The organism is Mesorhizobium sp. BH1-1-4 (assembly GCF_020165665.1).
In the GTDB taxonomy this organism is placed as follows: domain Bacteria; phylum Pseudomonadota; class Alphaproteobacteria; order Rhizobiales; family Rhizobiaceae; genus Mesorhizobium.
Map to the genome: position 1 here is coordinate 405,254 of NZ_JAIUIN010000001.1, position 13,840 is coordinate 419,093.

A 13,840-nucleotide genomic window follows, 5' to 3' on the forward strand; every position below is an offset into this window, starting at 1 on the left:
AGACGAACCCTTTCCAGCATCCGGACTCATGCTATTGGGAGCCTCCGGAGCGGTCCAGCGGAAGTTTCCGCCGCCGTGTGACCGGTGGAAGTTAGGCGTGGGCGCGCGAATGACTGACCTGGGCGCGGAGCAGAAAGGCACGGGGCAAGCCATGGCCGCCCGGCTGTGGAACAGCCGCTGGCTGCTTGCGGCCGGTGTCTTGGCGGTTCTGATCGCCTATGGCTTCGCGGCTATTTCCGCCTATGTGCTGATACCGGCGCTGCTCCTGCTGCTGGCGGCGGCAATATTACCGGTGGCCGGCGCACGCCATTCCGGCGAGAGCGCCAGTGCAATCGAGGCGATGGGCCTGCAGCGTCTGTCGGGCGAATATCTGGCGGCCGCCGTCGCCGACCCGCTCATCATCTTCGACCAGGCCGCCACCATCGTCCACGCCAACGCCGCAGCCTTTGCCGCCTTTGGCGGCATCGCGCCCGGCATATCGCTGCCGCTGAAATTCCGGGCGCCGGAAATGCAGACGCTGCTGGACAGCGTGCTGTCGGGCAGCGTCGCCTCGGATGTCGTCGACTACACCGAGAAACTGCCCGTCGAACGGGCCTACCGGGTCAGCGCGTCCTCGGTCGGGCATGGCACCGACCTCTATGTGCTGGTCTTCAAGGACCAGAGCGAGACGCGGCGCATAGACCGCATGCGCGCCGACTTCATCGCCAATGCCAGCCACGAGTTGCGCACCCCGCTGGCTTCGATCGCGGGCTTCATCGAAACGCTGCGCGGACCGGCCCGCAACGATCCGGCGGCGCGCGAGCAGTTCCTCCAGATCATGCAGAACCAGACCGGCCGCATGGCGCGCCTGATCGACGACCTGCTGTCGCTGTCGCGGCTGGAGATGAAGCCCTATCTGAAGCCCGGAACCGAAGTCGATCTGCGCCAGACCGTCGACAGCGTCATCGACTCGCTCGGACCGCTCGCCCGGGAAAACAATGTCGCCATCGAGCGCGATTTCGCCCACGGGCCGCTCGATGTGCCGGGCGATCGCGACGAGCTGTTCCAGGTTTTCGAGAACCTCCTGGAGAATGCCTGCAAATACGGCCAGTCGGGCGGTCGCGTCGTGGTGTCGATCGCGCGCGGCGATGACGTCTCCGAGCCAGGCATCGACGTCACGATCAGGGATTTTGGCCCCGGCATCCCCGAGGAACATATCCCGCGCATCACCGAGCGCTTTTATCGTATCGATGTCGAGACCAGCCGGACCCAGAAAGGCACGGGGCTTGGCCTGTCGATCGTCAAGCACATCCTGACGCGCCACAACGCCAGGCTGACGATCAAGTCCGAGGTCGGCAAGGGCGCCGCCTTCTCGGTCCATTTGCCGGCGCACTGATAGTGCCCTAGTTATCCACGGCACCGTTTCTTTTTTCTGTCATCCGGCTAGCGTATCAGCGGGGATTCGAGGAAACGACTCAAAATCAGACACCCCCGTGGGAAGGCATTTCGTCCATGCAGTCCGTGCACATCATGAGCGCCTTTGACGAGGAACTGAAATATCTCTCCAAGCGCATCGCAGCGATGGGAGGGCATGCCGAGCGCATGGTCGAGCAGGCGGTCGCCGCCTTGGTCAATGCCGATCCAGGGCTGGCCCAGAAGGTCATTCGCGATGACGTCGTTCTGGACGAAGGGCAGCGCGAGATCGACGACAAGGCGATCATCATCATCGCCAAGCGCCAGCCGATGGCGACGGACCTGCGCGAGATCGTCGGCGCCATCCGCATTTCGGCCGACCTCGAGCGGGTCGGCGACCTCGGCAAGAACGTCGCCAAGCGGGTCGTCGCCGTCATCGACGGCCGTCAGCCGACCAGTCTTTTCCGTGGCCTGGAGGCCCTGGCCAACCTGGCGCTGACCCAGCTGAAGGAAGTTCTCGACGTCTATGCGTCGCGTTCGGTCGACAAGATCGGCTTCGTGCGCGACCGAGACGACCAGATCGATGCCATGTACACGTCGCTGTTTCGCGAATTGCTGACCTACATGATGGAAGATCCGCGCAACATCACCCCCTGCACGCATCTGCTTTTCTGCGCCAAGAACATCGAGCGTATCGGGGATCACGCCACCAACATCGCCGAGACCATCTATTACATCGTCACCGGCGACCAGATGCCGGCCGAGCGGCCGAAGAGCGACAAGACCGACAAGATCGGTCTTCCGGCGGCGCTGCCGGTGAAGTGAACGCGGGTCCTCTCGAACGCTTGATCATAATGCGCTAAACTATCCTGAGAGAAGCCCTGTTGGTTCCCCTCTGGGGAAGGCAGCGCTTCCGGGAGGCTGCGATGGAATATGTCCGGGAGTTCAAGCCCGTGCCGCCGGCATCGGGCATCATCGCCTGCGGCGTTTATACCGCCGGGCACCGCATCGCCGATATTCCGATCGAGGAAGCGGGCGAATGGGCCAAGAAATCGGGGCACGTCGTCTGGATCGGGCTGCTTGAACCCGACCGCGACCTTCTGCTGCGCGTCAAGGCGCAGTTTCATCTGCATGAGCTGGCGATCGAGGACGCCGAGCACCCGCACCAGCGGCCAAAGATCGAGCAATATGGCGATGCGCTGTTCATCGTCGCCCGCACCGCGCAGCTGATCGACGGGCGCGTCACCTTCGGCGAGACGCATCTGTTTGTCGGCTCAGGCTATATCGTCAGCGTCAGGCACGGCCCCTCGACGTCCTATGCCGCCGTGCGCCAGCACTGGGAAAGCTGTCCGCACTCGCTGGCCAAAGGCGAGGACTTCGTCCTCTATGCCATTCTCGACTTCATCGTCGACAACTACATGCCCGTGCTCGAGCAGATCGAGGACGAGGTCGAGGCGATCGAGGATAAGGTCCTGCTGAAGCCGATGACCGGCCCCGATATCGAACGCCTCTACATGCTGCGCCGCGACCTCCTGCGCCTGCGCAACGCGGCACTGCCCCTGGTGGAAGTCTGCCGCCGGCTGACCAGCGCCGAGCTGCCGCAGATCCATTCGGCCATGCATCCGCTGTTCCGCGACGTGACGGATCACATCCGCACCGTCCAGGAGAAAATCGACAGTCTGCGCGAGGTGCTGGCCTTCGCCTTCGAGGCCAGTCTCCTTGTCGGCCAGAGCCAGGAAACGGCGATCTCCAAGAAACTCGCCTCGTGGGCGGCCATCCTGGCGGTGCCGACCGCATTCGCCGGCATCTACGGCATGAACTTCACCGACATGCCCGAATTGAAGATGGAATATGGCTACCCGATGGTGCTGACCATGATCGCGCTGATCTGTTCGTTCCTGTACTGGCGATTCAGGAAGAATGGGTGGCTGTGAAGAAGTGGATAGTCAGTAGTCAGTAGTCAGTAGTGGTTGGTAGGGCTCACTACTCACTACTCACTACTCACTACTCACTACTCACTCCGCTTATCTGTTCCGCCGCCGTTCCGCCGCCGGCTGGAACGCCACGCGGGCATGGTATTTGCAGTAGGGACCTGTCTCGGCAGCCTCGTTGCCGCAGAAATTGAAGTCTTCCGAAAGCGGATCGCCGTTTGGCCACTTGCAGGTGCGTTCGGTCAGTTCGACGAGCTGCAGATGCCGTGAGATCGGTACCACGACGTTCTCGACCGGGCGGATGTAATGTCTTGCCACGGGTTCGGCGTCGAACTGCGTCTGAAGGGCCGTCGCGCCGATCGAAGTCGTGACATGACGTGCCGTGGTCGCGGCGCGTGCCACCGACTTCTGGACGGTCGAGCCCTGCGACGCCTTCTTCTGGCGTGCCGGCGTCGCCGTCGCACGGCCGCGGCCCGACAGCTTCAGCCGGTGCACCTTGCCGATGACCGCATTGCGGCTGACCCCTCCAAGCTGCGCGGCAATCTGGCTTGCGCTCAGACCCTCCGACCACAATTTTCTCAAGAGTTCTACCCGCTCGTCAGTCCAGTTCATGACCGCGCTCCTCATCAGCGTGCGGCAATCAGAATCCTTTCCCGACCCAGCACCACTGCTGGGGCAGACACCACATATATCTGGTGATTAGGTCCGCCGCACGAAATCTAGTTATTTCTCGACTACAACTACTCTATGCGCTGACTCGGTGACAAGAGTCCCAAGTGCAACACGAATCGGTTTTTTCGGTTTTCCCCAACTTGCCCGGTCGCTCATGAGCCGGCGTTGCGTCGGGGGCTTGCCGCGCGCCACTACGCGACGTTTTCGTTGACTTCATGACCGAAAAACACGATAAGCCGCAGAAGGCCGCCGCTTTGGCGGCTTTTTTGATTTTCCGGTACCGGAGACGCATATAATGAGCGGTTCGGCGCTTTACGAGACCTTTGCTCGCGCACCCCTGGTCTTCGACCGAGGGGAAGGCAACTGGCTGGTTACCGACAAGGGCGAGCGATATCTCGATTTTGCCGGCGGCATCGCTGTCAATTCGCTGGGTCACAGCCATCCGCATCTGGTCGCGGCCCTCACCGAACAGGCGGCGAAACTCTGGCACGTCTCCAATCTCTATGAGATCCCGGGGCAGAGTCGGCTTGGCGAGCGGCTGGCTGATGCCACCTTCGCCGACAAGGTGTTCTTCACCAATTCCGGCGCCGAGGCACTGGAATGCGCGATCAAGACGGCGCGGCGCTACCACTTCGTCAAGGGACATCCCGAGCGCTTCCGCATCATCACCTTCGAAGGCGCCTTCCATGGCCGCACACTGGCGACCATCGCCGCAGGCGGCCAGTACAAATATCTCGAAGGCTTCGGACCCAAGGTCGAAGGCTTCGACCAGGTCGGCTTCGACGACATCGACGCCGCTGAAAAGGCGATCACGCCCGAGACCGCCGCGATCCTGATCGAGCCGGTGCAGGGCGAGGGCGGCATCCGCCCGGTGCCGACGCAGTCGTTGAAGCGCCTGCGGCAGCTCTGCGAGCAGCACGGGCTGCTCCTGATCTACGATGAGGTCCAGTGCGGCATTGGCCGTACCGGCAAGCTGTTCGCGCATGAATGGTCTGGTGTGACGCCCGACATCATGGCAATCGCCAAGGGCATTGGCGGCGGCTTCCCGATGGGCGCCTGCCTTGCCACCGACGAGGCGGCCGTCGGCATGACCGCCGGCGTGCACGGCACCACGTTCGGCGGCAATCCGCTGGCCATGGCCGTGGGCAACGCCGTGCTCGACGTGGTGCTGGAAGACGGTTTCCTCGAGGACGTCCAGCGCAAGGCGCTGCTCATGAAGCAGGGCCTGGCCGCGGTTGCCGACGAATTCCCCGAAGTCATCGAGGACATCAGGGGCAGCGGGCTGATGCTCGGCCTCAAATGCGCGATGCCCAATGGCAAGGTGAACCTGGCGCTGCGCGACCAGCATTTGCTGGCGGTTCCGGCCGGCGACAACGTCATTCGCCTGCTGCCGCCGCTCACCGTCACCGATGCCGAGATTCACGAAGCGCTCAACCGCATCCGCGCTGGCGCCAAGGGCCTGTCGGAGGCGATTGCCTCCGCCGCCGCGAAGTAATCCGGAACCATCCCTGATGTCAGTTCGCCATTTCACCGATCTTTCCACCGTTTCCGAAGGCGATTTGCGCTTCATGCTGGATGACGCGGTGACGCGAAAGGCGCGTCTCAAGGCCGGCGAGCGGACCAAGCCGCTCGAAGGCAAGGTGCTGGCCATGATCTTCGACAAACCGTCGACGCGCACGCGCGTCTCCTTCGACGTCGGCATGCGCCAGCTTGGCGGCGAGACCATTATGTTGACCGGCACCGAGATGCAGCTCGGCCGCTCCGAGACTATCGCCGACACCGCCAAGGTGCTGTCGCGTTACGTCGATGCGATCATGATCCGCACCACCTCGCATGAGCGGCTGCTGGAGCTGACCGAGAACGCCACCGTGCCGGTGATCAACGGCCTGACCGACGACACCCACCCTTGCCAGCTGATGGCCGACATCATGACCTTCGAGGAGCATCGCGGTCCGGTTGCCGGCAAGACCATCGCCTGGACCGGCGATGGCAACAACGTGCTGCACTCGCTGCTCGAGGCGTCGGCGCGCTTCCGCTTCAATCTCAACGTCGCCGTGCCCGAAGGCAGCGAACCGGCGCAGAAGCATGTCGACTGGTCCAGGGCGCATGGCGGCAAGCTGCATTTCACCCGCTCGCCCGAGGAAGCCGTCGACCAGGCCGACTGCGTCGTCACCGACTGCTGGGTGTCGATGGGCCAGGAACACCGCGCCCGCGGCCACAATGTCTTCTCGCCCTATCAGGTCAACGCGGCGCTGATGGCCAAGGCGAAGCCCGACGCGCTGTTCATGCACTGCCTGCCGGCCCATCGCGGCGAGGAGGTGACCGACGAGGTCATCGACGGTCCGCATTCGGTGGTCTTCGATGAGGCCGAGAACCGGCTCCACGCCCAGAAGGCGGTGCTTGCCTGGTGCCTCGGTGCTTAAAGGGCCTCGCTGCTTGAAGAGCTGGGGCGCTTGAAGTGTCTGGGCGCTTGATCTGCGGCGGCGCGATGCCTATCTGCGCCGCATCACGCAAATCAAGCGCGTTTGGACGCATGTGCCCACCAGGGCCGCATGGCCGCGCCCTGGAGCTTTGTCATGTTGGAAACCCATCAAGTGACTGAACATCACCCCAAACTCGGCGAGTTCGGCTATGCCGGCGACGATCACGTCGTTCCCTTCGAGGTCGGCCCGCTCGACGTGCGTGGCCGCACGGTCCAGCTCGGGCCGATGCTCGACGCCATCCTTGGCCGCCACGACTATCCCGAGCCGGTTGCCCGCCTGCTGGCGGAAGCCTGTGTGCTGACGGTGCTGCTCGGCACCTCGCTCAAATTCGAAGGCAAGTTCATCCTGCAGACCCGCACCGACGGGCCTGTCGACATGCTGGTGGCGGACTTTTCCACGCCCTCGGCGCTGCGCGCCTATGCCCGTTTCGACGCCGACCGGCTCGAGGCGCTGGTGGCGGCCGGCGAAACGTCCCAGCAGACGCTGCTTGGCAGCGGCGTGCTGGCGCTGACCATCGACCAGGGCGCTCATACACAGCGCTATCAAGGGATCGTACAGCTCGACGGCGAGACGCTGGAAGATGCCGCGCGCACCTATTTCCGCCAGTCGGAACAGATCCCGACCGATATCAGGCTGTCGGTTGCAAAGCTGCTGACGCCCGCCCCTGGTGGCGCGCGTGAACAGTGGCGGGCGGGCGGCATCCTGGCGCAGTTCCTGCCGCAGTCGCCGGAGCGCATGCGCGTGCCCGATATTTCGGGTGGCGACGGCGATCCGCGCGACGTGACGCACGATCCGGCCGACAATTCCTGGCAAGAGTTGCTGGCGCTGCTCGGCACCATCGAACCGACTGAGCTGATCGACCCGACCGTGGGCGCCGAACGGCTGCTCTACCGCTTGTTCCACGAGCACGGCGTGCGCGTCTTCGGCGGTGTGCCGGTGGCGGACCAGTGCTCATGCTCCAGGGACAAGATCCGTGGCATTCTCGAGGGCTTCTCCGCCGAGGAAATCAGGGAAAGCACCCAGGATGGCGGCATCCATGTCGCCTGCGAGTTCTGCTCGACGCAGTACGACTTCGATCCGGCGGAATTTGCCGCGCAGTGAAGCCTTTCCTTCTCCCCGTTTACGGGGAGAAGGTGCCCGAAGGGCGGATGAGGGGCAGCGCCAGCGTTGGTGATGGTAGCGCCCGCCGTGGGCGACGCTGCCGTCTGCCTTGACGAAAATCTCAAAGGCCGGCGCCGCCCCTCATTGCCCTGCCGGGCATTTCTCCCCGTGAACGGGGAGAAAGAAGCCTAATTCACCGTCCGCCTAGTCCCTGGCAGATCGAGCGAAAACGCGGGGATGGCGATGTCGAAGGTCTCGCCGCGCTTGTTGCGCATCGTGTACCGCCCGACCATGATCCCGGACGGCGTCGAGAGCGGGCAGCCGGACGTATATTGATAGCTGTCGCCGGGATTGAGTTCCGGCTGGTCGCCGACGACGCCTGGGCCGCGCACTTCCTCGACCCGGCCGGTGCCGTCGGTGATGTGCCAGTAGCGCGACAACAACTGCACGAACTCGTCAGACTGGTTGTCGATCGTTATCTGATAGCCCCAGACATAGCGGTTTTCCGAGGGGTCCGAACGGTCCTCGAGATAGAACGGCCTGACCTGCACTTCGATGTTGCGCGTCACGGCGCGGTACATGAGCGGCTCCAAAACAATCCGATGACTTTCGACGCTCCCGGCGAGCGGGTCAACATGCGCGTCTTGTCGCGCCTGACCTTGAACGCAGGTGCCGGCAAAGAATGTCATTTAAGTGACACACGACAATGGTGGTGTGCACGAACCGGGCGACTCGGCGCTCTGTCGAACTGTTGAAAAACGGCCACGGTGCGGGCCGCCTTTCCGGAGTGACCAGATCTCGATGGAACTCACCTTCATAGCCGCCTCGCTTTCGACCGCACTCATCCTGTCCAACGCCGCCAGCATTGCGCTCGCCGCTTCACAGCTGAAACGGCGCTCCACGATCGCCCCGCCGGCCGGCAAGTCGCCGCCGGTCTCGGTCATCGTCCCGTCGCGTGGCGTCGAGCCGTTCACGCATGAGACGCTGGAACGCGCCTTCGCGCTCGACTGGCCACGCTACGAACTGATCTTCTGCGTCGCCCATGCCGACGATCCGGTGGTCCAACTGATAAACAGGGCGATTGCCCGGTTTCCCAAGGTGCCAGCCCGGTTGTTGATCGGCGACGACCGTGTCAGCGCCAATCCGAAGCTCAACAATTGCGTCAAGGGCTGGGAAGCGGCGCGCCACGACTGGGTCATTCTTGCCGATTCCAACGTCTTGATGCCGAGGGACTATGTCGAGCACCTGATGGCGGCATGGCGGTCCGATACCGGCCTTGTCTGCTCGACGCCGATCGGTTCGCGCCCCGAAGGTTTCTGGGCCGAGGTCGAATGCGCCTTCCTCAACACGCTGCAGGCCCGCTGGCAGTATGCCGGCGAGGCGCTCGGCCTCGGCTTCGCCCAGGGCAAGAGCATGCTGTGGAACAAGCCGATGCTGGATGCCAATGGCGGCATTCGCGCGCTGGCCGCCGAGATCGCCGAGGACGCCGCTGCGACCAAGCTGGTGAACGGCCTCGGCCTGCGCGTCAATCTCGTGGCGGCACCCTTCGAGCAGCCGCTTGGCCGGCGCACGCTTGGCGAGATCTGGTCGCGCCAGGCCCGCTGGGCGCGCCTGCGCCGCGTCACCTTCCCGCTGTTCTTCGCGCCCGAAATCCTGACTGGAGCGGCGGTGCCGCTGGTGCTTGCTTTGGTTGCGGCGGCGAGCGCCGGCTTCAGCCTGCCACTGACGGCGATCGCCGTGTTGGCGGCCTTCTACCTTCCGGAATACGCCCTGGCCTTGTCCAAAGGCTGGTACGTGTCGTCGCGCATGGTCGCGGCCATGATGGTTCGCGACCTGATCCTGCCGGCGATGTGGACGCGCGGCTGGCTTGGCGGCGCCGTCGACTGGCGCGGCAACGCGATGACCATTCGCACCAAGACAGCCGAACTGGAGGAGACGCCGTCGCGCGCCTGAAGGCGGAAGTTCCGTCTGTTTTCAGCTGTAATTATCGTATATACAGAATTATTGACTCGCACGCTATTTTTGTGTATACGCAATTTACGGAACGCACCGTCGGCGAATGCTGTTCGAGTGGGATGAAACCAAGGCAAGGACAAACCGGGCCAAGGACTTTGGTGAGGACCGTCTTGTTGCCATCGGTCTGATCGAGGCTGGCGTTTATGTGATGGTTTATGTCGAGCGAGGCGATGCCGTCCGCGTTATTTCGTTACGCAGGGCCACAAGGCAAGAAATTATGGACTATGTCGAAAACCTCTAAGACAGTTGTGCGCCGTGAGGCTGCTCCGCCAAAACGGTCACGTGCAAAGGCTTTGTCGCTCGCACGCAAGGCGCTTGCCGCGATGACCAACGAGGAAAACGCTGCGATCAGCGTTGCGGCCGAGGCTGATCCGGATGCGCAGCCGACCGATGTCGTCTCGCGCCGCAAGGCCGGCAGGCCGCCGCTGGCGCGGCCCAAGCGTGCCATACAGTTACGGCTCGACGCCGATGTTCTCGACCGTTTCAAGGCCGATGGCGATGGCTGGCAGACACGCATGAATGAAGCGCTGCGCAAGGCGGTGGGCTTGTAACTCTCCGCCCCGCTGCCTGCTGCTGAGCAGCTACTTGGCCGTCTTCAGCGCCTGCGCGATATCCTCCAGCAGGTCGTCGGCGTCCTCCAGGCCGACAGACAGCCTGAGCGTACCTGGCCCGATGCCGAGTTCGGCGCGGGCCTCGTCGCTCAGGTTCTTGTGCGTGGTCGTCGCCGGGTGGGTGATCAGGCTCTTGGCGTCGCCGAGATTGTTCGAGATCAGCACGATGTCGAGGGCGTTCTGCAGGGCGAAGGCCGCCGGCTTGCCGCCCTTGACGTCGAGGCAGATCAGCGTCGAGCCGCCCGACATCTGTTTCTTGACGATTTCGGCCTGCGGGTGGTCGGCGCGGCCGGGATAGATCACACGCGCGATCTGCGGCTGCTCGGCCAGGAAATCGGCGATCCTGCCGGCGCTTTCCGTCTGCTGGCGCACGCGCAGCGGCAACGTCTCCAGGCCCTTCAGCAAGGTCCAGGCATTGAAGGGCGACAGGCTCGGGCCGGTGTGGCGGAAATAGTCGTGCAGGTTCTCGTCGATCCACTTCTTGTCCGACAGGATGACGCCGCCGAGACAACGGCCCTGGCCGTCAATGTGCTTGGTGGCCGAGTAGACGACGATGTGCGCGCCAAGCTGCAACGGCTTCTGCTGCAGGGGCGTGGCGAAGACATTGTCGACGACAAGCCGCCCGCCGATCGAATTGGCAAGCGCGGCGACGGCCGCGATGTCGACCACTTCCAGCGTCGGGTTGGTGGGGCTTTCCAGGAAGAACAGCTTGGTGTTCGGCCTGACCGCCTTTTCCCAATTGGCGATATCGGTACCGTCGACCAAAGTCGCCTCGATGCCGTAGCGCGGCGCCAGTGTCTCGACCACCCAGCGGCAGGAGCCGAACAGCGCGCGCGCCGCCACGATATGGTCGCCGGCCTTGACGCTGCACAGAAGGGCCGCCGTCACCGCCGCCATGCCCGATGCCGTGGCGCGCGCGTCCTCGGCGCCTTCCAACGCGCACATGCGCTTTTCGAACATGTCGACGGTCGGGTTCGCGTAGCGCGAATAGATGAAGCCTGGCTCTTCGCCCTTGAAGCGGGCTTCCGCCGCCTGGGCGGTCTTGTAGACATAGCCCTGGGTCAGATACATCGCCTCGGCGGTTTCGCCGAATTGGGAACGCAGGGTTCCGCCATGCACGAGTGCGGTTTGAGGCTTCCAGTTGCGCGTTTTGCTCGTCATCGTCCTGTCCAAACACAAAAAAACCGGCCGCGAAAAGTCGCAACCGGTCCATACGGCCTTGCGGCCCGACGGTCCTTTAGCGACTTGTTTAACGTGGCTGCAAGCCGACCGGCCAAATCACCACGGGATAACGACCCTTTAGACCCGCGCCACGCTTGCGTCAATTGCCGGCTTCATTAAGAGGTTTGTACCAAGGCAGGTTCCGCGAAAGTGCCTAGCGGTTTTGCGGCAAGAACCTGCAACAAAGGGACCAGTCTTGGGGCGGAGCCAGACTTTGCGGCAGACAGGCATTCTTCCCGATCAGGACATTTCGGCGCTGTTCCAGTCCGGCGCGCTGAAGTCGCCGCGCGCCCTCGATGCCGACCAGATCCAGCCCGCCAGCCTTGATCTCAGATTGGGCGAAAAGGCCTGGCGGGTGCGCGCCTCGTTCCTGCCCGGTCCCAACCACAAGGTTTCGGAAAAGCTCGATCGGCTGCAACTCCACGAGATCAATCTGACCGAAGGCGCGGTTCTCGAAACCGGCTGCGTCTATATTGTGCCGCTGCTCGAAAGTCTGGCGCTGCCGGCTGACATTTCGGCCTCGGCCAATCCGAAGAGCTCGACCGGGCGGCTCGACATCTTCACCCGCGTGATGACCGACCGTGGCCACGAGTTCGACAAGATCGCCGCCGGCTATCACGGTCCGCTCTATCTCGAAGTCAGCCCGCGCACCTTCCCGATCATTGCGCGCACCGGGTCGCGCCTGTCGCAGATCCGCTTTCGCACCGGCAACGCATTGCTTTCGGAAGCCGAGTTGCACGATTTGCACCGCGCCGAAATGCTGGTCGCCACCGAGCCGCCCAACATTTCCGGCGGCGGCATCGCGCTTTCGATCGACCTCAACGGCGACAAGGATGGGCTGGTCGGCTATCGCGGCAAGCACCACACCGGCCTCGTCGATGTCGACAAGCGTGCCGCGCAGGATGTCGTCGACTTCTGGGAGCCGATCCAAAAGAGCGGCGCCGGCGAGCTGGTGCTCGATCCCGACGAGTTCTACATCCTCGTCAGCCAGGAGGCGGTGCATGTGCCGCCGCTCTATGCCGCCGAGATGACGCCCTTCGACCCGCTGGTCGGCGAGTTCCGTGTCCACTATGCCGGCTTTTTCGATCCGGGGTTCGGCCATTCCGCGGCCGGCGGCACCGGCAGCCGGGCCGTGCTCGAGGTGCGCAGCCACGAAGTGCCGTTCATCCTCGATCATGGCCAGATCGTCGGCCGGCTGGTCTACGAGCACATGCTGAAGCGCCCACAGGCGCTCTACGGCACCGATCTCGGCTCCAACTACCAGGCGCAAGGCCTCAAGCTCTCAAAGCATTTCCGCCCGGCGCGGTAAGGTCGAAGCCGCCGATCTCCCCACGAGAGGGGAGATCCCGCGCTCATGGCTTTCAAAGCGCCTTCACCGCCACCTTCACCGGCTTTTCGATTTCCAGCGGGTTGCGCAGCGGCAGTCCGAAATCCCCTGCCTCAATCTCGAACACGTCGCCGGCCTCCGTATTGATGCCGTCGGCGAAGGAAAGCGTGGCGGTGCCGAACATGTGCACATGCACGTCGCCCGGCTGGCGGAAGGCCGAATATTTGAAGTGATGGTGTTCGAGATTGGCGATGGTGTGCGACATGTTCGTTTCACCCGACAGGAAGGGCTTTTCCCACAATGTCTTGCCGTCGCGCATGATGCGCGACGTGCCTCTGATGTCCGAAGGCAGGTCTCCGATCAGGATCTCCGGCCCGAACGAGGCATTGCGAAGCTTGGAGTGGGCGAGGAAGAGATAGTTCACGCGCTCGGTCACATGGTCGGAGAATTCGTTCGACAGGGTGAAGCCGACGCGGAACGGCGCGCCATCGTCGCCGATGACATAGATCCCGGCGACTTCGGGTTCCTCACCGGCATCCTTGGCAAAGGCCGGCGACATGAGCGCCGCGCCCGGCGCGACCGCCATGGTGCCGTTGCCCTTGTAGAACCATTCCGGCTGCACGCCGACCTGGCCTTTCGCGGGTTTGCCGCCTTCCAGTCCCATGCGGAACATCTTCATGGAATCGGTGAGCTGCTCCTCGCCGTCGGTGCTGAGCTTCTTGTGCATGGAATCGCGCGTTGCCGCCGAGCCGAGATGCGTCAGCCCCGTGCCGGTCAGGTGCAGATGCGCCGGGTCGGGGTGATTGATCGGCGACAGCAGGCGCCCCCTCTTGTAGGCGGCGTCGAGATCGATCGTCTCGCCGAGCCCCTTGCGTTCGATCAGGGCTGCGAGGCCCACACCGGTGCGGGCGGCCTCCATCGCCAGCGAATAGACGCTGCGCGCCCCGTTGATGATCCGGGTTTTGCCGCCGCTGCGGGCAACGACACGGATCGTCTCGGCGTCGTCGAGAATCTGCGAGATCAGCATGATCAGTCCTCTCTCATTTATCTGTATCCGGCTGCCAATCGGCAAAATCCTCACCGGCG

Annotated in this window: 14 protein-coding genes and 1 riboswitch; of the genes, 10 read left to right on the forward strand and 4 right to left on the reverse strand. The window is 63.5% G+C overall.

What is annotated here, in order from left to right; all coding sequences use genetic code 11:
- The first annotated feature begins 109 nt into the window (after positions 1–109).
- From LB569_RS01845 to LB569_RS01855, 3 genes are all read left to right on the forward strand, one after another.
- Positions 110–1,375, forward strand: a complete 1,266-nt coding sequence (locus LB569_RS01845; protein ID WP_224690832.1) for an ATP-binding protein — start codon at positions 110–112, stop codon at positions 1,373–1,375.
- A 116-nt stretch (positions 1,376–1,491) separates the two neighbouring features.
- A complete protein-coding gene (phoU, locus tag LB569_RS01850; RefSeq protein WP_140706132.1) occupies positions 1,492–2,217 on the forward strand; it encodes a phosphate signaling complex protein PhoU in 726 nt (241 codons plus the stop codon).
- A gap of 101 nt (positions 2,218–2,318) precedes the next feature.
- On the forward strand, positions 2,319–3,326 hold the full coding sequence (locus tag LB569_RS01855; RefSeq protein ID WP_140706130.1) for a magnesium and cobalt transport protein CorA: 1,008 nt from the start codon (positions 2,319–2,321) through the stop codon (positions 3,324–3,326).
- A gap of 90 nt (positions 3,327–3,416) precedes the next feature.
- Here the strand turns inward: LB569_RS01855 and LB569_RS01860 are convergent, their stop codons facing one another.
- Positions 3,417–3,935, reverse strand: a complete 519-nt coding sequence (locus tag LB569_RS01860) for a GcrA family cell cycle regulator (RefSeq protein ID WP_127275610.1) — start codon at positions 3,933–3,935, stop codon at positions 3,417–3,419.
- 355 nt (positions 3,936–4,290) lie between these two features.
- On the opposite strand from LB569_RS01860, the gene LB569_RS01865 reads away from it, so the two are divergent.
- The 3 genes from LB569_RS01865 (at position 4,291) to LB569_RS01875 (ending at position 7,579) form a co-directional block, all read left to right on the forward strand.
- Positions 4,291–5,490, forward strand: a complete 1,200-nt coding sequence (locus LB569_RS01865) for an aspartate aminotransferase family protein (RefSeq protein WP_224690833.1) — start codon at positions 4,291–4,293, stop codon at positions 5,488–5,490.
- A 16-nt stretch (positions 5,491–5,506) separates the two neighbouring features.
- The gene (argF, locus tag LB569_RS01870) at positions 5,507–6,418 is read left to right on the forward strand and encodes an ornithine carbamoyltransferase (protein WP_140706126.1); all 912 of its coding nucleotides are present in this window, start codon (positions 5,507–5,509) and stop codon (positions 6,416–6,418) included.
- 129 nt (positions 6,419–6,547) lie between these two features.
- Positions 6,548–7,579 carry an Hsp33 family molecular chaperone gene (locus LB569_RS01875; protein ID WP_140706125.1) on the forward strand — a complete coding sequence of 344 codons (1,032 nt, stop codon included), beginning with the start codon at positions 6,548–6,550 and terminating at the stop codon, positions 7,577–7,579.
- A gap of 188 nt (positions 7,580–7,767) precedes the next feature.
- Here LB569_RS01875 and apaG read toward each other — a convergent pair whose 3' ends face one another.
- Complete coding sequence (gene apaG / locus LB569_RS01880; protein ID WP_140706123.1) at positions 7,768–8,160, reverse strand: Co2+/Mg2+ efflux protein ApaG; 393 nt, start codon at positions 8,158–8,160, stop codon at positions 7,768–7,770.
- A gap of 220 nt (positions 8,161–8,380) precedes the next feature.
- Between apaG and LB569_RS01885 the strand changes: the two genes are divergently transcribed.
- The 3 genes from LB569_RS01885 (at position 8,381) to LB569_RS01895 (ending at position 10,146) form a co-directional block, all read left to right on the forward strand.
- The gene (locus tag LB569_RS01885; protein WP_224690834.1) at positions 8,381–9,532 is read left to right on the forward strand and encodes a ceramide glucosyltransferase; all 1,152 of its coding nucleotides are present in this window, start codon (positions 8,381–8,383) and stop codon (positions 9,530–9,532) included.
- A 106-nt stretch (positions 9,533–9,638) separates the two neighbouring features.
- On the forward strand, positions 9,639–9,836 hold the full coding sequence (locus LB569_RS01890) for a BrnT family toxin (protein ID WP_224690835.1): 198 nt from the start codon (positions 9,639–9,641) through the stop codon (positions 9,834–9,836).
- Between the two features lie 52 nt (positions 9,837–9,888).
- Entirely contained in the window at positions 9,889–10,146 is a 258-nt protein-coding gene (locus LB569_RS01895) for a BrnA antitoxin family protein (protein ID WP_318013091.1), read from the forward strand.
- Between the two features lie 30 nt (positions 10,147–10,176).
- Here LB569_RS01895 and LB569_RS01900 read toward each other — a convergent pair whose 3' ends face one another.
- Positions 10,177–11,367: an O-succinylhomoserine sulfhydrylase gene (locus LB569_RS01900; protein ID WP_224690837.1), complete on the reverse strand. Its 1,191-nt coding sequence runs from the start codon at positions 11,365–11,367 to the stop codon at positions 10,177–10,179.
- 56 nt (positions 11,368–11,423) lie between these two features.
- Positions 11,424–11,501, reverse strand: a riboswitch (SAM riboswitch).
- A 140-nt stretch (positions 11,502–11,641) separates the two neighbouring features.
- On the opposite strand from LB569_RS01900, the gene LB569_RS01905 reads away from it, so the two are divergent.
- The gene (locus LB569_RS01905) at positions 11,642–12,736 is read left to right on the forward strand and encodes a 2'-deoxycytidine 5'-triphosphate deaminase (protein WP_224690838.1); all 1,095 of its coding nucleotides are present in this window, start codon (positions 11,642–11,644) and stop codon (positions 12,734–12,736) included.
- Positions 12,737–12,788: 52 nt separating this feature from the next.
- On the opposite strand, the gene araD1 is transcribed toward LB569_RS01905, so the two are convergent.
- A complete protein-coding gene (gene araD1 / locus LB569_RS01910; RefSeq protein ID WP_224690839.1) occupies positions 12,789–13,781 on the reverse strand; it encodes an AraD1 family protein in 993 nt (330 codons plus the stop codon).
- Between the last annotated feature and the right edge of the window lie 59 nt (positions 13,782–13,840).